Raw genomic sequence first — 21,467 nt, 5'->3', positions numbered from 1 at the left:
CGCCGCGGGCTTATCAACTTCAGCTTTATAAGGAAACAAAGAAGACCGGCCCGCCTGACGATGTCAGCCGGTAATGCAGATAATAATGCAAAGTGCCGTGTTCATGCGCCCCTCATAACAACCCCCGTTCGCTCTGCCAAGCCCGTTGGTTGATCTGTGCATCGAAAAATCGGGGGAGTCACAGCATGGCTTAACCAAAATGCCTGATATGTCTTGATACAATTGTGCATTTGACAATCCGATCCCGGCGTGGTCGCGTGCCGCAAACAGACAAGGTACGGACATGAAATTATCTGATTGGATTACTGGGTTGAACGCTGGCGGCTCTGACGGCTGGGGCGTGTTTTACAAGGCGCGTGAAATGAAGGCCGCGGGGGAGGCCGTTCTGGAACTGACGATTGGTGAACATGACATTCGCACGTCTGATGCGATTCTGGAGGCAATGTATAGATCCGCTTTAGGTGGCCATACCGGCTATGCGATGGTTCCGGGTGTGAACAGCCTGCGCGATGTGGTTGCCGAACGGATTGCCGAACGCACAGGTGTGCCGACCACCCGCAACAATATCATGATAACACCTGGTGGCCAGTCGGCGTTGTTTTCAACGCATTGTGCGGTATGTGACACCGGTGATACTGCGCTTTTCATTGCGCCTTATTATGCAACCTACCCCGGCACACTGCGCGCAGCGGGGGCTGTACCTGTCTGCGTTGATGCCCGGGCTGAAGATGCCTTTCAACCGCGTGCAGGCGAAATTGCTGCCGTCGCACCGGGTGCAAAATCGCTGCTGATTAATTCGCCAAACAACCCCACAGGGGTGGTCTATTCGCGCGCCACGCTTGAAGGTATCGCCAGCGTCTGCATGGACAATGACCTTTGGCTGATCTCGGACGAGGTTTACGACACACAGGTCTGGAAGGGCGAACACATCAGCCCACGAGCGCTACCCGGTATGGCAGAGCGCACGCTTGTTGTTGGGTCCATGTCCAAAAGCCATGCGATGACAGGCAGCCGTGTTGGCTGGATCGCCGGGCCGGAAGAGGTTATCGCCCGTCTGATCGATCTTGCGACCACGACGACCTACGGCGTTCCCGGGTTCATTCAAGACGCTGCCGAGTTCGCTTTGTTGCAGGGCCCGGATTTGGAAGAAGAGGTCGCCGCCCCCTTCCGCCGTCGTCGTGACATTGCCCGTGCCATTCTCGCAAAACAAAACACTGTCGGGCTTATTCCAGCCGATGGCGCGATGTACCTGATGCTTGATATTCGCGCGACCGGAAAGAGTGGCGAGGAATTCGCCGAAGGGTTGCTTGCCGAAGAACGGATCGCAACAATGCCGGGTGAAAGCTTTGGCACCGCCGCAGCCGGGCATCTGCGCGTTGCAATGACGATAGATGATGACGCCTTTGCCGATGCGCTGACTCGGCTCGTTTCTTATGCAGAAAGGATCACCCCATGAGCAAGGATATAGGTGCTACTTTTCGTGACCTGCATCGCCCTGGTGATCCGTTCATTCTGGCGAACGCCTGGGACATTGGCAGCGCAAAGATGCTTGTGGCACTTGGCGCTGAGGCAATAGCCACGTCGTCCGCTGCGCATGCCTTCACGCTTGGCAGACCCGATATGGGGAATGTGACGCGGGACGAAGCCCTGAGCCACGCAGCTGATCTGGTGGCAGCGGTGAACGTACCTGTCTCTGGCGATTTCGAAAATGGTTTTGGCGAGGCCCCAGATACAGTTGCAGAAACGGTGCGCCTTGCCGCCGAGGTTGGGCTTGCCGGGATTTCCGTTGAAGATTCCCACCTTCCTTCTGTTACCCCCTACAATTTCGATCTCGCTGTTGAGCGTATTCGCGCGGCGGCTGCTGCGGCCCGCGCCCTGCCAAAAGACTTTGTTCTGGTTGCCCGTGCAGATGGAATAATGAATGGTCAGTACGATATCGAAGAAGCGTTGCGGCGCCTGAAAGCGTTTGAAGGCGCAGGGGCTGACTGCCTATATGCACCTCTTCCGGCCACAATGGACGATATGAAACGCATCTGCGCGTCTACCTCATTGCCAATCAACGCACTTGCTGCAGGGCCTTACACGAAAGTATCGAAAGCAGAATTTGCTGCGGCTGGCGTTGCCCGTATCTCGCTTGGGTCCGCGCTTGCTCGCGTAACACACCGGGCAATCAAGGACGCAGCCGACGCCATGTTCGGGGATGGTGACTTTTCTTTGTTGTCTAACGGCATATCGGGTGGTGTCATCGATAAACTGCTGCGGTAGCATCTGGACGCAACTCAAACCTCGTTCTACGGAGGAATGCGGATGGACCACAAGGATCTGCGCAAATGGAGCGGTGAGGCCGCGAAATGGGCGGAAGATTATCACGCCTCATTGCGTGAGCGTCCCGTACGTGCACAGACGACCCCCGGTGTTACAGCAGCCAAGCTGCCCGAAATCGCACCGGAAGCCGCCGAAGATATGGCTGCCATCTTTGAAGACTTTAAAGCCATCGTACCGGACGCCATGACCCATTGGCAGCACCCTCGGTTTTTTGCATATTTTCCGGGGAATGCATCACCCGCCTCGATGCTTGCAGAACAGTTGGCCAATGCGATTTCAGCGCAGGCGATGCTCTGGCAAACAGCCCCCGCTGCAAACGAAATCGAAGAGGTGATGATCCGCTGGCTACGCGATGCGCTTGGCCTGAGCAATCATTTCACAGGTACGATTCATGACTCGGCGACAACGGCGACACTGTCGGCAATTCTGACGATGCGCGAGCGTGCGCTTGACTGGAAAGGCATTGCAGAAGGGTTATCCGGACAACCACTCTTGCGGCTTTACGCCTCTGCTGAAACACATTCTTCGGTTGATAAAGCTGCGCGTCTGGCGGGTATCGGGCAGAACAACCTGGTGAAAATCGATACCGACTTTGAGAACGGCATGGACCCCGCAGCACTTGATTCAGCGATTACAGCTGATTCAGCCGCCGGATATCTGCCAGCAGGTGTTATTCTTTGTGTTGGCGGCACCTCCATCGGGGCAACCGACCCAATCAACGCCTGTCTGGATGTTGCGAAGGCTCGTAACCTCTATACCCATATCGATGCAGCCTGGGCAGGCTCTGCCATGATTTGCCCGGAATTTCGGGCATTGTGGACGGGTGTCGACAAGGCAGACAGTATTGTCTTCAATCCGCACAAATGGCTTGGTGTTCAGTTTGACTGTGCGGTGCAGTTTCTTGCGGACCCGACACCGCAAATAAACACGATGGGATTGCGACCGGAGTACCTGAAAACACAGGGTGCCGAGGACATCGTGAACTATAACGAATGGACCGTGCCACTTGGCCGGCGTTTCCGCGCACTTAAAATCTGGTTCACGTTGCGTGCCTATGGGCTGACGGGATTGCGCGAAAGGATACGCAACCATGTGTCTTGGGCAAATAAGGTTGCAGAGGTGATTTCCACCCTGCCCGATTTTACGATTGCCACAGCCCCAGCCTTGTCCTTGTTTACCTTTCAGTATGTTCCGGAAGGACAAAACCCGAACGAAGCAACTGCGAAACTTCTGGAAAGAATAAACAATGACGGGAGAATCTACCTGACACAAACCTTGCACGAAGGTAAATTTGTTATTCGGGTTCAGGTTGGCCAGTTCGACTGTACGCGGGATGATGTTATGATGATCCCCAAAGTTTTATCTGATCTTACCAGAGGTTCATGATGTTGCGTGTTCTTGTCTTTATTTTTTGCGTTTTTCCGACCCTGTTGTTCGCCCAAAATTACCCGGCGTACACGTCTGTTTATATCAACGATTACGCGAACATTATCGACGAAGATGCTGAAGCACGGCTGCTTGCCGAACTTGAAAACCTAAAAAAAGAGACAGGGGTGGGGGCAACTGTTCTGACCCTTGGAAGCTGGAAAACATTTGGCGGGCACGACACGATCGAAAGTTTTGCAACCGGGTTGTTCAATGAATGGGGCATCGGCAGCGCGGAACGCAATGACGGAATACTAATACTCGTTGCCCAGACAGACCGGGAAATGCGCGTCGAACTTGGTACCGGATATCTACGTGGCTACGATATTATTGCCGGTGATATCATTGATCAAAGGTTCCTGCCTGAATTTCGGTCGGACAATTACAGTCAAGGCATCGAAAACGGCACCTACGAGGTGATTGATCAGGTCGCGCGGCCCCACACTGCGGGACAAGAGCCGCCTGAACAGGCCGTTCGTTCTGATCGATGGCGTTTTCTAATTCCTTTTGTTGTTGTGGCTGGCATGTTGTTTCTGGCGTTCCGGCGCAAGCTTGGCGATTTCAGGATGCGCTTTAGACACTGCCCCAACTGTGGTCGCAGAGGCCTTTCCCGCGATCACGAGGTCATCTTGGCTGCATCAAGAACGGTCGGCGGACGAAGACGACAGACAACTTACTGTCGTTACTGCGACTACTCTGACAGCAAGGAATTTGCGACATCGCGCACCTCTAGAAGCGGCCGTAGCGGCGGTGGCTCTTTCGGTGGCGGCAGTTCGTCGGGTGGCGGCGCATCTGGCAGATGGTAAGCCAAAAGCGACATGTTGACGTAAACAGGCAAGATTGTAACACTTCAACTTAATACCTTCCCCGGAAAAAGGGAGAGATCATGGGGCGGTTTGACTGGCTCATATCATTGATCGTAAGAACGATCGGGGCAGAACGGGGTCGCGCGGCACGCGGGCGCCCGGTGGCGATGTAACGTCACCTTTCCCCCTTTCCCCGATCAAAAGAGACAATCATGACTACAACTTCCCCTCGCCGTTCCGGCGGACGTGCCGCCCGCACCGCATTGCGTTCGGCTCCACTTGCAGAAAACCTTCGTCCTGTCCGCGCCGGTATGGAAGGCGGCAACTATGGCCCGCTTACACAGGCAGGCATAGAGCGCATTCACCAAGCGGCACTTGATGCGCTGGAAACCATAGGTCTAGCCGATGCACCCGAAAGCGGTATCGCAGTTATGACAGCAGCGGGTGCGATACTGGGCGATGATGGCCGACTGCGGTTCCCGCGCGCGTTGGTAGAGGACATGCTCGCCAAAACAAGTAAAGAAGTTGTTTTTCACGCGCGTGACCCAAAACACGACCTTCATCTTTCAGGCAATCGTGTCCACTTTGGCACCGCCGGTGCCGCAGTTCACATGGTTGACGTCGAAGGGCGCAATTACCGTGAATGCACGGTGCAGGACTTGCATGATGCCGCCCGCATCTGCGACCGGTTGGACAACATACATTTTGTGCAGCGCCCAATGGTGTGCCGGGATATTCCCGACAACTACGAGATGGACCTGAACACAATTTACGCCGTGACCTCCGGCACCACAAAACATGTTGGCACGAGTTTCACCGAACCTGACTTTGTCGACGGTGGCCTAGAGATGCTGCACATGATCGCGGGCGGAGAAGACAAATGGCGTGCGCGTCCGTTTGTATCGAACTCGAACTGTTTTGTTGTGCCCCCAATGAAATTTGCCACCGAATCCTGCCAGGTCATGGAAAAACTGATCCGAGGTGGCATGCCCATCTTGCTGTTGTCCGCAGGTCAGGCCGGGGCCACGGCCCCTGCCCCGATTGCCGGTGCAATCACGCAGGCTGTTGCGGAATGCCTGGCGGGAATTATTTACGTCAACGCCATTTCACCCGGCCATCCCTGCGTCTTTGGCACATGGCCGTTTGTTTCGGACCTACGAACAGGTGCAATGTCGGGTGGTTCTGGCGAGCAGGCCTTGCTGACCGCTGGCTGTGCCCAGATGCACAAGTTTTATGGCCTACCCGGTGGTGCGGCGGCCGGAATCGCCGATGCCAAACTACCGGATATGCAGGCCGGTTGGGAACAGGCGATGTCTAACGTCATGGCGGGTCTTTCCGGGCTCAACATGGTTTACGAGGCCGCAGGAATGCATGCCTCGCTGCTGGGTTTCTGCCTTGAAAGCCTGATCCTCGGGGATGATCTGCTTGGGCAGGCCATGCGCTGCGTGCGCGGTATTGAAGTGACTGAAGACAGCGTCAGCCTTGAGGTTATGCGGTCTGTCTGCCTTGAAGGTCCCGGCCACTACCTTGGCCACAACCAGACACTTAGCCTGATGCAGACAGAATACATTTACCCTGAGCTTGCAGACCGCAGTTCGCCCAAGGAATGGGTGGAATTGGGCAAACCAGACTTGCTAAAGAAAGCGACGGCCCGAAAAGAAGAAATCCTGGCGGATCGGTCTGCGGCTCGTTTTGACCCTGAACTGGACGCGCAGATTCGGGCGAAGTTCAAGATTCATTTACCGTCGTAGAAATCAAATATCTCGGTTCCGAGGGTTACGAGGTCGTCTGTGTTACAGGCGGCCTCTTTCGTTTCAGCTATGTGCTGGTTGTGTTCACAAAATTCAGATCGACAGCGGTCTCAGGAATTTTCCGCAATCAATTTGCGACCTTTTTTGACGCAAATTTACATGCGCTTTTTATCTCGCAGGAACACTCTTCCTCAAAACTGGAATAAATACGAAAGTGTCCCTATGAAATCTCATACCAAAGTTTGCGTAATAGGCGGTGGTGTTGTCGGATGTTCGGTGCTCTATCACCTGACCAAGCTTGGCTGGTCCGATGTTATGTTGAATGAACGGTCCGAGCTTACCTCTGGTTCAACATGGCACGCAGCAGGTGGGTTTCATACGCTGAACGGCGACACAAATATGGCCGCGTTGCAAGGGTATACGATACGCCTTTACAAAGAACTTGAAGAACTGACTGGCATGTCTTGCGGATTGCACCATGTTGGCGGCGTTACGCTTGCCGATACGCAAGAACGCTTTGACATGTTGAAGGCAGAGCGGGCAAAGCATCGCTATATGGGTTTGCACACCGAAATTCTGGGACCGGAAGAAATTAAGAAAGTTGCGCCCATTACGAATATAGATGGCATCATCGGTGGCCTATATGACCCCCTTGATGGTCACCTTGACCCATCGGGTACGACCCATGCCTATGCCAAAGCCGCAAGAATGGCCGGGGCTGAAATTGTCCTGCACAACAAAGTTGAGGAAACGAACCAGCGACCAGACGGATCATGGGAAATCGTGACAGAAAAAGGCATGGTCATCGCTGAACATCTGGTCAATGCTGGCGGTCTTTGGGCCCGTGAAGTTGGTGCCATGGCAGGCGTCTATTTGCCACTGCACCCGATGGAACACCAGTATATCGTAACAGACGATATTCCCGAGATATATGAGCGGGGAAATGAACACCCGCATGTCATGGATCCGGGCGGTGAAAGCTACCTTCGTCAGGAAGGGCGTGGGCTGTGCATCGGCTTTTACGAAAAGTCCTGCGAACCCTGGGCGGTTGACGGAACACCTTGGGGGTTTGGGCACGAACTACTGCCAGACAACCTCGACAAGATCACTGAATCTGTTGAATTTGCGTATCAGCGTTTTCCTGTACTTGCCACGGCAGGCGTCAAATCCGTGATCCACGGACCATTTACTTTCGCACCAGACGGAAACCCGCTGGTCGGCCCTGTTCCGGGGCTGCGCAATTACTGGTCAGCCTGCGGTGTTATGGCCGGTTTCAGCCAAGGCGGCGGCGTCGGCCTGACGCTTGCGCAATGGATGATCGAAGGCGAACCCGAACGAGACGTTTTCGCAATGGACGTATCGCGCTTTGGAAAGTGGATCACCCCGGGCTATACGCTTCCGAAAGTGGTGGAAAATTATCAAAACCGTTTTTCCGTCAGCTATCCGAATGAGGAACTTCCCGCCGCGCGCCCCTGCCAGACCACACCCATGTATGATATCTGGGACAGTATGGGGGCAGTTTTTGGCCAGCAGTTTGGCCTCGAAGTGCCGAACTACTTTGCCGATGACGGTGAGGAAAGATACGAAACTCCAAGTTTTCGACGCTCAAACGCCTTTGACGCAACCGCGCGCGAGGTCAAAGCGGTGCGCGAAGCCGTTGGAATCAACGAAGTGCAGAACTTCGGAAAATTCATGGTCACCGGCGCAGACGCACGTGATTGGCTTGATCGTATCATGGCGGGCCGCATTCCAAAGCCAGGTCGCCTTAGCCTAACCCCGATGCTGTCGCCCAAAGGGCGCTTGATTGGTGATTTTACCATCTCGTGCCTGTCGGACACAGAATTCCAGCTTACCGCCTCTTACGGCTCACAAGCTTATCACGAACGCTGGTTCCGTAAGCACCTTGATGGCGAGGTATCACTGGCAAACATCTCAGACAGGCGTACAGGGTTTCAGATTGCCGGTCCAAATGCCCAAGCGGTGCTTGCTTCCGTTACAAGAAGCGATGTTTCAGCCGATACTTTTAAATTTCTCGATGTAAAGCGCATGGTTGTGGGTATGGCAGACTGCATCGTGCAGCGTGTCAGCTACACCGGTGATCTGGGGTATGAAATATACACAGACGCGATGAGCCAGCGGCATCTCTGGCATGTGCTTTGGGACGCCGGGCAGAAACACGGAATGCGCCCCTTTGGGATGCGGGCAATGATGTCTCTGAGGCTCGACAAGTTTTTTGGCTCGTGGCTGAGCGAGTTCTCACCTGACTACACAGCGGCGGAAACCGGTATGGAGCGTTTCATATCGTTCAAAAAGAACACAGATTTTATCGGACGGGCCGCAGCAGAAGCGGAAAAAGCGCAGGGTGCTGCGCGGACATTGGTTGCGTTTGAAGTTGATGCGCTTGACGCAGATGTCGTGGCTTATGAACCAATCTGGATCAATGGCTCTGTGGAAGGGTTCTGTACATCTGGTGGCTACTCACACTTCGCCCACAAATCCATTGCATTAGGCCTGATACCGACCGAAATGGCCAAAGAAGGTTTGGAGGTGGAAATCGAAATTCTGGGTGAAATGCGCCCTGCCCGGTTGATCACCACAGCTTTGTTTGACGCAGACGGTGCACGGATGCGCGGTTAGACCAAAACACCATCAGGGATATTGCCCTTAGGCGTCTCTGGTGGTTAGGTCGCACTATGACAAAAGTTGCCATTGTTATGCTGGCTGCGGGTGCGTCAAACCGGATGCGCGGGCGGGATAAACTATTAGAAAACATTCAAGGCACTCCGTTGCTTCGGCAGTCTGTCAAACGCGCTGCGGCAACAGGCTCTGAGGTTTATGTGACCCTGCCCTGTGATGCGCCAGAACGTTTGGCTGCTGTCGCGCGGCTGCCCGTGACTTTGGTTTTTGTCAAAGACGCCTCTGATGGCATGGCGCATTCTTTGAGTGCGGCAATCAAAGCTGTTCCTAAAGATTCAGATGGCGTGCTGATTTCGCTCGCCGATATGCCAGAACTTACCGAAAGCGATTTCACGCGTATTATCAAAGCGTTTTCAGAGGATTCAGATCAACGCATCCATCGTGCCTACACTGAAGGCGGAAAACCCGGACACCCGGTTCTTTTCCCACGCCGTCTATTCCCTGCCCTGTCTAACCTGACCGGCGACATCGGCGCACGCCAGATTTTGAATGATCCGTCTGAAGACATTGTTCACGTCACGTTAAGCGAAAATCATGCCATCACTGATCTTGATACTCCGGAAGATTGGGACAATTGGCGCACAGGCAAAAAAACTGGTCGCTAAATACAAAACGGAGAACGGCCACGCCGCTCCCCGTTCCTGTTAGAACAAAGGGCAATCCCTTTGCTAACGGCTGCATATTAGTATCTGAGGAGCTGTGCCTCGTGTTTTTTCAATACGCGACGCGCAGTATGGTAGTTTTTAATACCTTCGGACTCTTTCAAGTCAGGAAAGAGATCAAAAATTTCCTGCCGCTGCGCATTTCCAATCCCCTTGAGCGCGTAATCACCGGGCTGAAAGCTTTCCGTCCATGACCCGTTGGCAAGAACAACTTCATGCTGATCGAACATGAAATGGATATAGGTGGTCCCAAGGGTTTCCACCCTGTGGACGCGGCGGTTGTTGATAAGGTGCTTGGCTGAAGCGAGAACTTCGCGTTCATCAAAGTAAAGCGATGTTTTATCATTTGCTACAAGCATCCGGTGATTTGGACTGACGAGCATATCACGCTCTGGCAATCCGTGCCCAAGCGCACCTGCTTTGATCAGGATTGGCTTAAGATGTTCGTTGTTGCGAAGCGTTTTCCAATCCAGCGACTTCACGCCATACCAGCGAATTTCCTGAATGCCGTTGTCGCGGGTGATAATTCTGTCGCCAACTTTCAGCTCCTCAACCAGACATTCGCCTTTCGGCGTCGCGATCAAAGTACCAGGCGTGAAACAGGGGACGATATTTTCAATATTCCGGAACCTTAATGTTCCAGTCACATCACCGTCTTCATCCAGATAATCGACAAACCCATCTTCGAAATCTTGCGAGGTGTAGCGAATATTAAAAGGCCCGCCCCCGCGAAGATCTAGTGTATCAAAATCATCGCCGCCTTCGTTTCCGTCGATAACATCTCCGGGTCCTACTTTGGTAAAGGTGTCGCGACCATCGCCACCAAACAGGACATCGCGACCGCTTCCACCTTCGAAGGTATCATTACCTTCTCCACCAAACCCGACATTATTCCCTGAACCGGTCGAAATGAAATCATCGCCGTGGTCACCACGTAGTTCATCATTGCCGTCACCGCCGAACAACCGATCTTTTCCATCACCACCATTGAGATTATCGTTGCCGGCTTCCCCAAAGATTTCGTCGTCGCCTTCGCCACCATGAAGGTTATCATTACCGTTGCCGCCGTGGATTTCGTCGTTTCCCTCGGCAGCATAAACGGTGTCATTCCCATCGCCAGCTAAAACGATATCATCGTTTGGACCCTCGCCCGGCAGGATTGCGTCTCCGTGATCTATACGGTCACCGTCTGGATCGCCCAGATAATCAAAATCGATATGATCATTTCCATTTGTGCCTTCAACAATCCCGTCCGGCGCAACTGCAGGCACTGTTCCAAAATGAACGTCTGTCAACCAGATCGCCTGATCCGTTGTAGAACCATTGTCATAATCGATTTCGATCCGTGAAACAGGGCCGGCGATATCTATCAGGACAGATCCGTCTTCTTGGTTAGGATACTCGTGATCACCGTTCCCAGTGACGGTATTGCAATCTACGATTTGCGTGCCAGCAGCTGTGATAAGTACCGGAACCTCATTACCAGCGGTGTCATACGCACGAATCGTTACAATATCGATATGCGGGTCGCAGGCAGTGCCGACATCCAGATCATTGATCCGAAACGTGACGTCCTTCACATCGTCCGAAAAGCCGCTTCCGTCGGCGGCAGAAAAATCAATTACCGTTGTGGATGTGTCGTCCTTACCGCCATCCCCTCCCGTGCCATAAAGCTTCAGGCCTGAGTTGGCGTCAAACGGCTCTCCGGCTTCAGTGTATTGGCTTGTTGAGGCGGTACGGATCTGGCTGCCACCGTTCTGATCATTGAACGCAACAGAAACGCTCATTCCACCAGTATCGACAGATGCGCCACCTGCAAGATCAGTCCAGTACGACCCGAACAAGCTCCAGTCCAACACCTGATTTACCATTTCAACTCTCCCAAACACCAAACTCACACACCCGGCCGAGTTGCTACAAAGTGGCGGCTTTTCCCTCTCGGCCACCTGCCCTTATCAACGACTGTTTCGTGTAGGTCTGTGCATCTGCCGGGTGTGACGATGCATGTTGCACCGAAGTTAACCCCTTATTTGCCCAAGCAGCCGTAACGCTGGCAAATTAACCAGCCGTCTCTCCGGCATTTACATCAGTTTCTCAATCGCAGCTCAGCGGCTGCCCCCGCAGCCTTCTTTTTTGCCCCCAGCCGGGCAGGTTCAAATTAGACCTATGACGGGGTCGGACATAGCAATATTGTCTAATTCATGGCAAATTGTGCCATATTTCAGCCATATTTTTTCGTTTGTTAGCGAAACAATTTGATAGTCCAAACTGCGAACAAAGCAGTATTGTTTCCTGTTTTAGAACAATAATTTGCTGAACCTTTTTCGTGTTAATTCGGGCAAACTCCATAAAATTAACAGAGTATTAACGAAAACACATGTGAAGCTGACTGTTTAAGAGGCGGTCAACAAGACTGTTGTCGTTTCCAAAATAGAAAAAGGGAAATTCCTATATTCGAACAACTTTGGCAAAATGATGTCAAAGACCAGGGGTTTCATTATTGTCTACGATATTGGTTAAATCCCCAGAATCTCTGGTGATATTGCAGTCAGAAGAAATTATTGATGCGGGCTGGCTCGAATCACGTTCCAGATGAATGTGGGATCAAATCAATGTCGCCGACAGACAACCATAAGGTCTGTCCCACAGACAATTTGAAATCAGACCTCTGGGGCGCATGCACCTGAATTTCAACGTCCGGAGCTTCGTCGCACATATGAAAAACAAGGTGTACGTCACCGTATCTGAGGATTTTTATTTTGGCCCGAAAAAGAGCTGTTCCCTGGCCCGGGTCATTCTTTGAAATCAGCAAGGACTGTGGGGCCAGCCTGAACTTTTGTGTTTCACCAATAACAGCCCCCCCACGACACGCAAATTGTTGGCCGGCAAACCGCAAAACTGGCTCTCCGGTTTTGGTGTCACCGCAAACTTTGGCATCAAACACCGGGCCGGCCTTTACATGTTCAAGAACCTTGCCGCCTGCCATCACGATTTCGCGGTCCGCTAGCGTATTTGTTTCATGTCGGTCGTGACTGACGTAGATCGCCGGGCAACCAGAGGCGCGCAGCGCACGTGCAATAAAGGGCAAAACACGGGCTTTCCGGGTCGCGTCAAGCCCTGACATGGGTTCATCCAGCAACATCAGATCGGGACGTGTCGCAAGCGCACGCGCCAGTGCGACGCGGCGCAGCTCGCCACCGGACAGAGCCGACACATTTCGTTTCATCAATGGGCCAAGCTCCAATGCCTCGATCAGGTCATCCGCAAGGCCTTTTGGTCGGTTTTGCCAGCGCAAACCATAGTTTACATTTTCAGCGACGTTCAGATGTGCGAAAAGCCGAGCGTCCTGAAAAACGAAGCCAATGTTCCGCTTATGTGTTGGAAGAATTCTACGGCCAGTTTGCCAGACGGTATCACCAATTTGGACACGTCCTTTTGCTTCGCGTTCCAACCCGGCCAAGGCGCGCAGAAGCGTTGTTTTTCCGCTGCCACTTGCTCCGCTCAGGGCCGTGATCCCCGCAAGTGGAACTTTCTCCGCAACCGAAAGTGAGAACGCAGGAAAATCTAGCGAAAGATCGATATCGAGCACGGGTGCGTTCATTTGCGTTCATCCTTGTTCAGAAAGAACACCAATACGAGCACCAGAAAGGAAACACCCAAAAGACCCGCCGACAAAACATGTGCGGCACCATAGTCCAATGTTTCAACCCTGTTGTATATCTCGATTGAAATTACCCGTGTCTTGCCCGGTATGTTTCCGCCAACCATCAGAACCACCCCAAATTCCCCAAGCGTATGGGCAAAACTGAGAACGGCAGCCGCCAGAAAACCGCGTCGCGAAAGCGGAACAACGACGCTATGAAAACTTTGCCATTGGCTGGCACCAAGGGTTGCGGCGGCTTCGATTGGCCCATGCCCGACACTGTGAAACGCAGTTCGGAGCGGTTGAACCGCGAAGGGCAAGGAGTAAAGCACAGAGGCAAGTAACAAACCGGTAAACGAAAATGCCAGTGTCTCACCCGTCACTTTTATCCAGAGCGCGCCAAGCGCTGTGTTGGGACTGAACAGAATTAAAAGATAAAAGCCAAGTACCGTGGGTGGCAGAACAAGAGGTAGCGCTGTGAGCGCCTCTACGAATGGCCGCGCCCTGCTTCTTGTTGTCACCAGCCACCATGCGATCGGAGTCGCAATCACAATCAGCAATACAGAAGTTAAACCTGCAAGTTGCAGTGTTAACCATATGGCAGGCCAGAGGCTCAATTCTTTACCTCATATCCCGCGTCATAAAGAATACCTTGTGACGCCCTACTATTCAGAAAATCAAAAAATACATTCGCTGCTGAACTGCTGGTCAAAAGAGCGGCATCTTGAGAGATCGGGGCGTGCAATCCATCAAGCAGTATCGTGTCAAAGTCTGGCGTTCCGAAGCCATAATGAAGCTGTGAGCGCGCAATCATTGCATATCTGACATTTCCGGTCGCGAAGAAACCTGCGGTCTGCGCAATGTTTTCCCCAAAAACCAAGTCCATTTCATCCTTTTCAAGCCCGAGGTTTTCGAGAACTTCAATAGCGGCTTTTCCATAAGGGGCCAAATCGGGATCGGCAATTGCAATTCTCTGATTGCGAATTTGGCTCGCTGTTTCCGCAGTTTCATGCACACTCAGTGTCCCTTCCGGCCCCACAAGGACCAGACGGCCAACTGCATAAGTTTGCACTTTTACTGCGCGTTGCGCATTCAACAATAAGGCAGGCCTTTCCTGATCCGCAGCCAGAAAAATATCGAAAGGCGCCCCATTCAGGATTTGTGCATAAAGTTTTCCGGTTGAGCCGTTAGACAACAAAACGTGATGTCCACTCGCCATTTCGAATTCTTTTGCGATTAATTCAGCGGTACTTTGAAAGTTCGAGGCAACAGCCACTCTCACAGTATCAGCGTTTCCAGATGCGCTCTGGCCCAGAAAAACAGCCATGGCCACAATGAACCTAAAAAAGTGCCGCATGTTATCCCCTTTTGAACCCGTACAGGTAAAACCTGCCCGAGGGGATATCGCAAGTGCAAGTTGCGTGGAGTCGTGATATGATATAACTTCGTGGTCTCAATCTAGTCCGAGCTATCGATCTGGAACCACAACAGAGACCACTGTCGAACATGACCAAAATAGCGGAAAGCAAACTTAACTTTAGGTAAGCAATTCTAAGAATCTTAACGTTTCATTAATCTTCTTAAACATAAGCCTGTTTGATTTACCGACTAAACATAAAACGACTTCGAATGAGGATGTAATGAAAACAACAACGATTGCTTTTTTGGTCGCAGCAACTGCCCTCGCCGGGTGCGCAAAAAAAAGCTCGGACATTAAGGCCGCTTATATTTCACCGTTACAATATCAAAACCATTCGTGCGGTCAGATTTTCACAGAAGCGCAACACGTATCCTTTCGCCTCGCGCAAGCAGCGGGAATACAAAATCAGACAGCAAATGACGACACCGGGAATATGGTCGGTGGAATTCTCTTTTGGCTGCCCTCGTTTCTTTTCATAAAGGGCAATTCCGAAGCAGCCGCCGAAGTCGCACGCTTGAAAGGCCACATGGAAGCGTTAGAGCAAGCAAACCACCAGAAACACTGCAACATTCCCTTTAGAAAAGTTAGGGTGAGCGGAGATCCGCACGTGCCGGATACTTCGGAAGAATTTTAGAGCTACCTATAAAGACGTACAGCAATAAGAACGCCATACGGACTGGAAACAAAGGATGGGTCCACGCTCGTCCTTTTTCCAAATAGGCGTAGTGACGACTCTTTCGTTCAATTGATGTGGTGCCCGAGGCGAGACTCGAACTCGCACAATGTTACCATCGGGGGATTTTGAATCCCCTGCGTCTACCATTCCGCCACTCGGGCCACGGCGTGGGTTTACCGTCCTTGCCGATGTTCGTCTACAGGAAAATGCATGAAATTTACTTAGAACATCACTCCGACAAGCCAAAGCGAAATCCCCGGGAAAGAGACAAGAATAACCACCCGAACGAGATCGGATAATACAAAGGGCGCGACCCCCTGAAAGGTTTTGGACATTGGAACATCACGGGCCACCTGATTAATGATAAACAGGTTCATCCCTACTGGTGGTGTAATCAATCCGACTTCGACGACAATGAGCGCAAGAATACCAAACCAGATGGCAGCCTCTTCGCTTGTAAGGCCAAAATCAAGCGCTTCGATAATCGGAAAAAAGATTGGGATCGTAAGCAGGATCATCGACAAGGAATCCATCACGCATCCGAAGATTAGATACGCAAGAAGCATGACGCAGAGAACCGTTACCGGGGCGAACCCCTGCTCTGATACCCAAAGGGCAAGGTCCTGAGGTGCCTGGGTGAACGCCAGGAAAGAATTGAACAGCTGCGCTCCAAAGACGATGAAAAATATCATCGCAGAAGCGGAGGCTGTGTTTAGAACTGAATCCAGGAATCCCCGCCATGTGAGCCCGCCTGTCGCCATGCCGTAGATGCCCGTTGCGACTGCCCCGACTGCGGCACCCTCCGTCGGGGTGAACAGGGCCTGCACGCCGTCTTGTGCCCAGTTCCAATCGGCTGCAATGCCCCCCATGACAAGGCCAAAAATTAAAACAACCGGCCAGATCTTGAAGAGCGTTTTAAAGCGATGCCCGTAGGGGACGCGATCAGCCTGCGTGGCGGAGTCTGGCCTTACGCGCACATAGATCGCGACTGTCAGGATGTATCCAAGGGCTGCCAAAACCCCCGGAATCAAAGCCGCAATGAACATCTTGACGATGTTTTGCTCTGTTAAAATGGCATAGATCACAAGGATCACCGAAGGGGGGATTAAAATACCAAGAGTGCCGCCCGCAGCTAACACACCTGTCGACAGCGCGTCTGAATACCCACGCTTACGCATTTCCGGCAAAGCGACCTGCCCCATGGTCGATGCTGTTGCAAGTGAGGAACCACAGACCGCGCCGAAACCAGCACATGCCCCCACCGCGGCCATTGCGACCCCGCCTTTTCTGTGACCAAGCCAGTCAGAGGCAGCATGAAACAACGCAGCAGACATTCCGGATTTTGTCGCAAACTGCCCCATCAACAAGAACAAGGGGACGATGGACAAGGAGTAACTTGAAAACGTATCATAGGTCAGTGTTTTCATCTGACTAAGCGTGGCACTCGGCCGACCAAGAACTATCCAGGTTCCGACAAAACCCGTTATGCCCATCGCAACACCAATTGGCACCCTCAGGAAAATCGCAAACAGCATCAGCGCAAAAGCGATCAGCGCGAGTTCAAGGCCCGTCATACCGACCCCTCTTGACCGTTCAGCGTCCAGTTCAGGCTACGCCACATCGTGTAAACGCATACGATCAGAAAGAAAATCGCACCAATCAGCGAGAGCCCATAAGGAATCCAGACTGGCAGTTCGAGTTCATAAGTTGTTTCAGGAAAAAACGGTTTGCTCCCCATTCCAAGAACTGTCCGGAACGTATCTGTTCCGTAAGGAAACTTTTCGCCAAACCCCAACCAAAAACGCCATAGGATAATTGCACTTACGAGCGTTAAAAGTGTATCACCCAGAAATCCGAGTGCGGCCTGAATACGTAATGGCAATCTGGCTATGAATATATCAACCGTCACGTGTCCGCGCTTGATCTGGCACCAAGGCAGGAATGAAAAAACGGCAATCGCGCAACCTGCTTCGACCAGTTCGAAATCACCCTTGATTGGCCCAAAACCAAATCCAGACAACTTGCGCCCGGTTATTGAGACAACGGTCAAAACGGCAATCGAGACAAGCGTGAGCCCGCCAAAATAGGCCAGCCACCGCGCGATCGCCTCTAGTTTTCGACCCGCTTTGTGCTGCATTTCCGGTGCGATTGCCATAGACCCCTCCCTCGCGGTCTGCCCATCGCCGCGGGAAATTTTTTTGAACTGAAACTTAGGCTATCGCCCTATCCCAAGTGCTTTCTCTTTACGCTTCAAGCCGTCGAGGAACCTTGATGAATGCGCAAAACCCAATCAATTCCAAAACGAAAACACCGCGTGCCCCTGCTACGAAACGTGTGCAGGGGCGACAAGACGTCAGTCGTAAGACGCAACAAACGCACGCGCGTTATCAACCATAGCAGTTCCGTCAAGACCAAGCGCGTTCATTTCGTCGATCCACTGTTGTGTGACCGTGTCACCGGTTGAACGCAGTTGGGCAACCGTGGCTTCATCCAAGGTATGAATGACATTGTCGGTTCCTTCGACAACGGCACGGCCCAGACCGTCACCCTTGTCCATGGCGGCTCCGGCCCATGCAGATGCGTCAATGCCAGAGTTGGTATCAATGATGGCCTTTAGGTCATCAGGCAAGTTGTTGTAGCTGTCGTTGTTCATCGCCCAAATGAAGTACGTGTTATAGAGCGACCGGTCACCGCCAACTTCGGTGTGGCTGTCTGCAAGCTCATGAACCTTCAGGGGTGGCACGATCTCCCACGGGATAACCCCGCCATCCACAATCCCCTTTGACAAAGCTTCGGGGAAAGCAGGCACAGGCATACCAACGGGTGTCGCCCCAAGAGATTCGAGCAGTTTATTTGCCTGCCGCGAAGGGCCGCGCAATTTCAGGCCGTCAAAATCTGCCACGGACATTACCGGATCACCCTGTTTATGGATCACTCCAGCGCCGTGCACGTGAACAGCAACAAGGTGTACGTCTGAAAAACGTTCATCCATGTACTGTTCAGTAAATTGCCATGCGGCGCGCGAAGAGTTTTCAGCCGACATAGATGTCATAAATGGCAATTCCATTGTCTCAGCTTCTGGAAAACGACCTGGTGTATAGGAAGGAATAGCCCAGCCACCATCAATGACACCATCACGGATCTGATCGTAAAGAGCAGGAGGTTTCCCCCCAAGCTGCATAGACGGATAAATTTCAATTTTGATGCGTCCGCCAGATTCTTCCATAACTTTTTCTGCCCAGGGAACCATGAAGTACGCAGGTACGGACGCGCGGTTTGGCAGAAAGTGTTGAAATCGAAGTGTCACTTCCTGTGCCAGGGCTGCACTGGCTGAAAGGCCCAATACCACCGCCCCCGCAAGAATTGATTTAAGCGTAACTTTCATTAAATTTTCCTCCCATTTTTTGCGGCTTTTGCCGGTCAATTCATGCAGAGATATCAAACCACTTCAAGTGCAATGATTTCCCTCTGTGCACGTTGCAACTATCAATCCAAACCTCTCATAGAAAAGCAACTCTTTACGCTGGCTAAAGACTGCTTGCTCCAAAGGTATCACAAGCGGCCATCCTGCCGCTTTCATACCCCGTGATAAACCAGCGCTGTCTTTGCTCGGATGTGCCGTGAGTAAAGGTGTGTGGATTCGGTCGGCGCCCGGCGTTTCTTTGCAATGTGTCATCACCAATCTGCTTGGCCGCATTCATTGCTTCCTCGATGTCGCCGCGTTCGACACTGCCAAACTGCGCTTGTGCGTGACGCGCCCAAATACCTGAAAAGCAATCCGCCTGTAGTTCGATCCTGACGGAAATGGCGTTGCTTTGAGCTTCGGAAGACTGCTGCCGAGCCTGATTTGCTTGCCCAAGAATCCCAAGTTCGTTTTGAACATGGTGCGATATTTCATGAGCGACGACATAGGCCGCCGCAAAATCACCTGACGCGCCAAGCCTGCGCGACAGTGTCGTAAAAAACTCTGTATCCAGATAGGCCTTTTTATCTGCTGGGCAGTAGAACGGTCCGGACGCGCCACTTGCACCGCCACATGGGGACTGGGTTGCGCTTTTGAACAACACCAAAGTTGCTGGCGTGTAGGCCTGCCCCACCTGTTCCTGAAAAAGCTCTGCCCAAACCTCTTCGGTATCGGCCAAGGTCACGGAGACAAATTCACCAGCCTGCCTGTCGGCGGCTGTCAGTTCAACCGTAGAACTTTGGCTACCACCGCCACCTAGACTAGGGTCGTTTAAAAGCGGGGTAACATCGACCCCCAGAAAGTACCCAATTACCAAAATCGCAACTAAACCGACACCGCCAATACCGCCAACGGCGCCCGGGCCCCTTCTGCGCCTGTCCTCGATGTTCTGACTGCGACGACGACCTTGCCATTTCATTGCACACGCTCCCTAACACTACCCATATCACCTGACATAGTATTACGCCCGGCGACGTAACCGACAACAGCTAAACGCTTGACGACAAGCTTTGGTCGTGCTCGATGGGTAAAAACAAGGCAGAGCAGATGATAAGGCGACTTTACAACTGGACAATCAGCCTCGCGCAGACGCCCTATGCGCTTTGGGCGCTTGCTGTTGTGTCCTTTGTTGAAAGCTCTGTTTTTCCAATACCGCCAGACGTTTTGATGATTCCGATGATAATCGCGCGCCCGTCGCGCGCCTGGGTTATCGCGGGTGTCGCGCTCGTGGCGTCGGTTCTGGGTGGCCTGTTTGGTTACTTTATCGGCGCCATTCTTTATGATGCCGTGGGTCTGCCAATTTTGGAATTCTACGGCAAGACCGAAGCTGCCGAAGCTTTCAAAGGCCGCTTCAACGAATGGGGTGCCTGGGCCGTGTTAATCGCCGGGATGACACCGTTTCCCTATAAGGTGATTACAATTTTGTCAGGCACGACAGGGCTTTCATTGCCGGTCTTCATTCTTTCGTCGATCATTGCACGCGGATTGCGATTCTTCATTGTAGCAGCCTTGCTATGGAAATTCGGCGCGCCAATTCGTACCTTTATCGAGAAACGGCTGGGCCTTCTCTTTGCGGTCTTTTTAGTCCTTCTTATTTGTGGCTTCTATCTGGTGAAATACTTATGACCCGAAACTTTCTAATTCTTCTTGCGGCAGGCGGATCGCTCGCGCTTTTGCTTGGCGCCTTTGGGTTTCAATACATCGGCGATATGGCGCCCTGCAAACTTTGCCTCTGGCAGCGTTACCCGCATGGGGCGGCAATTTTCCTTGGTATTCTGGCACTTGCGTTGGGCCAGCGGCTTTGGATTGCGCTTGGCGCAGTTGCCGCCGCGGCCACCGGCGCAATCGGTATCTACCATACAGGTGTTGAGCGTAAATGGTGGGAAGGCCCGGATTCTTGCACATCTTCCGGTGTCGATGGTGTATCTGCCGAAGATTTGATGCAACAAATCCTGAATGCACCATTTGTTCGCTGTGACGAGGTACCCTGGGAAATGTTTACACTGTCCATGGCCACCTGGAACGCGATTATCGCCTTTGGTTTAATGGCACTCTGGCTGCTTGCACTTCGTAAACCCTAGCGCACACCAGACGCACGTCGGGTTGCAAGCAACAAGTTTGTTTCACTGGTCGCTATTCCGTCTATGCGGCGGATTTCAGCAAGCACTTTGTCAAGTTGTTCAAGCGTTTCTGTGCCAAGCTCGGCGATCAAGTCCCATTTTCCGTTGGTGGAATGAACAGCCTCTACTGCGGGAATGCCGTTTAGCCGATGCACGATCCGGTCAGTGCCGCGCCCCTCGATCCCAAGCAGCATCAAACCGCGCACGGGGTACTGCTGCGTGTCTTCTTTCAGAACAATTGTGAAACCAAGGATAACACCCTGAGTTTGCAGCCGTTCCATCCTTGTTCGAACCGTCGTGCGCGATAGCCCAAGTTCGGCGGATAATTCAGAAAGTGATTTTCTGGAATCACGACGCAATTCAGCAATGAGTTTCTTGTCAGAATCGTCCATTTTGGCAGCTAAAGCCTTCGCTTTGTCTAATCGATAGACAGAATATTCAATTATCAGGGTTAAATCCACCACAAAATGGAGAATATA

The 21,467-nt window shown here is 52.4% G+C and carries 19 protein-coding genes and 1 tRNA gene; 10 read left to right on the top strand and 10 right to left on the bottom strand.

Going from position 1 to position 21,467, the window contains the following annotated elements; genetic code table 11:
• The first annotated feature begins 283 nt into the window (after positions 1–283).
• From J4E70_RS04585 to J4E70_RS04555, 7 genes are all read left to right on the top strand, one after another.
• Positions 284–1,456: a pyridoxal phosphate-dependent aminotransferase gene (locus J4E70_RS04585; protein WP_213887910.1), complete on the top strand. Its 1,173-nt coding sequence runs from the start codon at positions 284–286 to the stop codon at positions 1,454–1,456.
• Positions 1,453–2,265, top strand: coding sequence for an isocitrate lyase/PEP mutase family protein (locus tag J4E70_RS04580; RefSeq protein WP_213887909.1), 813 nt, complete (start codon positions 1,453–1,455; stop codon positions 2,263–2,265). Before J4E70_RS04585 ends, J4E70_RS04580 begins: the two co-directional genes overlap by 4 nt.
• Before the next feature lie 42 nt (positions 2,266–2,307).
• Positions 2,308–3,711, top strand: coding sequence for a pyridoxal phosphate-dependent decarboxylase family protein (locus J4E70_RS04575; protein ID WP_213887908.1), 1,404 nt, complete (start codon positions 2,308–2,310; stop codon positions 3,709–3,711).
• Positions 3,708–4,556 carry a TPM domain-containing protein gene (locus J4E70_RS04570; RefSeq protein WP_213887907.1) on the top strand — a complete coding sequence of 283 codons (849 nt, stop codon included), beginning with the start codon at positions 3,708–3,710 and terminating at the stop codon, positions 4,554–4,556. The genes J4E70_RS04575 and J4E70_RS04570 overlap by 4 nt, the downstream gene beginning before the upstream one ends.
• Positions 4,557–4,768: 212 nt before the next feature.
• On the top strand, positions 4,769–6,307 hold the full coding sequence (locus tag J4E70_RS04565; protein WP_213887906.1) for a trimethylamine methyltransferase family protein: 1,539 nt from the start codon (positions 4,769–4,771) through the stop codon (positions 6,305–6,307).
• Between the two features lie 222 nt (positions 6,308–6,529).
• A complete protein-coding gene (locus tag J4E70_RS04560) occupies positions 6,530–8,944 on the top strand; it encodes a GcvT family protein (protein WP_213887905.1) in 2,415 nt (804 codons plus the stop codon).
• Positions 8,945–9,000: 56 nt separating this feature from the next.
• A complete protein-coding gene (locus J4E70_RS04555) occupies positions 9,001–9,609 on the top strand; it encodes a nucleotidyltransferase family protein (protein WP_213887904.1) in 609 nt (202 codons plus the stop codon).
• Positions 9,610–9,686: 77 nt separating this feature from the next.
• On the opposite strand, the gene J4E70_RS04550 is transcribed toward J4E70_RS04555, so the two are convergent.
• The 4 genes from J4E70_RS04550 to modA all read right to left on the bottom strand — a co-directional run bounded on the left by J4E70_RS04550 (position 9,687) and on the right by modA (position 14,666).
• The gene (locus J4E70_RS04550; protein ID WP_246531612.1) at positions 9,687–11,537 is read right to left on the bottom strand and encodes a Hint domain-containing protein; all 1,851 of its coding nucleotides are present in this window, start codon (positions 11,535–11,537) and stop codon (positions 9,687–9,689) included.
• A 710-nt stretch (positions 11,538–12,247) separates the two neighbouring features.
• On the bottom strand, positions 12,248–13,267 hold the full coding sequence (locus J4E70_RS04545; RefSeq protein WP_213887903.1) for an ATP-binding cassette domain-containing protein: 1,020 nt from the start codon (positions 13,265–13,267) through the stop codon (positions 12,248–12,250).
• Positions 13,264–13,926, bottom strand: coding sequence for a molybdate ABC transporter permease subunit (modB, locus tag J4E70_RS04540; RefSeq protein WP_213887902.1), 663 nt, complete (start codon positions 13,924–13,926; stop codon positions 13,264–13,266). The genes J4E70_RS04545 and modB overlap by 4 nt, the downstream gene beginning before the upstream one ends.
• Positions 13,923–14,666, bottom strand: a complete 744-nt coding sequence (gene modA / locus J4E70_RS04535; protein WP_213887901.1) for a molybdate ABC transporter substrate-binding protein — start codon at positions 14,664–14,666, stop codon at positions 13,923–13,925. Before modA ends, modB begins: the two co-directional genes overlap by 4 nt.
• A 283-nt stretch (positions 14,667–14,949) precedes the next feature.
• Here modA and J4E70_RS04530 point away from each other — a divergent pair, with 283 nt between their 5' ends.
• Positions 14,950–15,363, top strand: coding sequence for a hypothetical protein (locus tag J4E70_RS04530; protein ID WP_213887900.1), 414 nt, complete (start codon positions 14,950–14,952; stop codon positions 15,361–15,363).
• Between the two features lie 117 nt (positions 15,364–15,480).
• Here the strand turns inward: J4E70_RS04530 and J4E70_RS04525 are convergent.
• From J4E70_RS04525 to ypfJ, 5 genes are all read right to left on the bottom strand, one after another.
• Positions 15,481–15,566 (bottom strand) — tRNA-Leu (locus J4E70_RS04525).
• A 60-nt stretch (positions 15,567–15,626) separates the two neighbouring features.
• A complete protein-coding gene (locus tag J4E70_RS04520; RefSeq protein ID WP_213887899.1) occupies positions 15,627–16,979 on the bottom strand; it encodes a TRAP transporter large permease in 1,353 nt (450 codons plus the stop codon).
• Positions 16,976–17,560 (bottom strand): TRAP transporter small permease, encoded by a 585-nt coding sequence (locus J4E70_RS04515; protein ID WP_213887898.1) that lies wholly within the window; start codon positions 17,558–17,560, stop codon positions 16,976–16,978. The genes J4E70_RS04520 and J4E70_RS04515 overlap by 4 nt, the downstream gene beginning before the upstream one ends.
• 198 nt (positions 17,561–17,758) lie before the next feature.
• Positions 17,759–18,790 carry a TRAP transporter substrate-binding protein gene (locus J4E70_RS04510; protein ID WP_213887897.1) on the bottom strand — a complete coding sequence of 344 codons (1,032 nt, stop codon included), beginning with the start codon at positions 18,788–18,790 and terminating at the stop codon, positions 17,759–17,761.
• 142 nt (positions 18,791–18,932) lie between these two features.
• Positions 18,933–19,787: a KPN_02809 family neutral zinc metallopeptidase gene (gene ypfJ / locus J4E70_RS04505; protein ID WP_213887896.1), complete on the bottom strand. Its 855-nt coding sequence runs from the start codon at positions 19,785–19,787 to the stop codon at positions 18,933–18,935.
• A 128-nt stretch (positions 19,788–19,915) separates the two neighbouring features.
• Between ypfJ and J4E70_RS04500 the strand changes: the two genes are divergently transcribed.
• Positions 19,916–20,494, top strand: coding sequence for a YqaA family protein (locus tag J4E70_RS04500; RefSeq protein ID WP_213888148.1), 579 nt, complete (start codon positions 19,916–19,918; stop codon positions 20,492–20,494).
• Complete coding sequence (locus J4E70_RS04495; protein ID WP_213887895.1) at positions 20,491–20,949, top strand: disulfide bond formation protein B; 459 nt, start codon at positions 20,491–20,493, stop codon at positions 20,947–20,949. Before J4E70_RS04500 ends, J4E70_RS04495 begins: the two co-directional genes overlap by 4 nt.
• Here the strand turns inward: J4E70_RS04495 and J4E70_RS04490 are convergent.
• Positions 20,946–21,380: an Lrp/AsnC family transcriptional regulator gene (locus J4E70_RS04490; RefSeq protein ID WP_213887894.1), complete on the bottom strand. Its 435-nt coding sequence runs from the start codon at positions 21,378–21,380 to the stop codon at positions 20,946–20,948. The genes J4E70_RS04495 and J4E70_RS04490 overlap by 4 nt on opposite strands.
• Positions 21,381–21,467 lie beyond the last annotated feature (87 nt).

It is taken from the genome of Pseudohalocynthiibacter aestuariivivens (assembly GCF_018457175.1).
Taxonomy (GTDB): Bacteria; Pseudomonadota; Alphaproteobacteria; order Rhodobacterales; family Rhodobacteraceae; genus Pseudohalocynthiibacter; species Pseudohalocynthiibacter aestuariivivens.
Note: the sequence above shows the minus strand (reverse complement) of the source record. Positions and strands in the feature narration are given on the sequence as shown.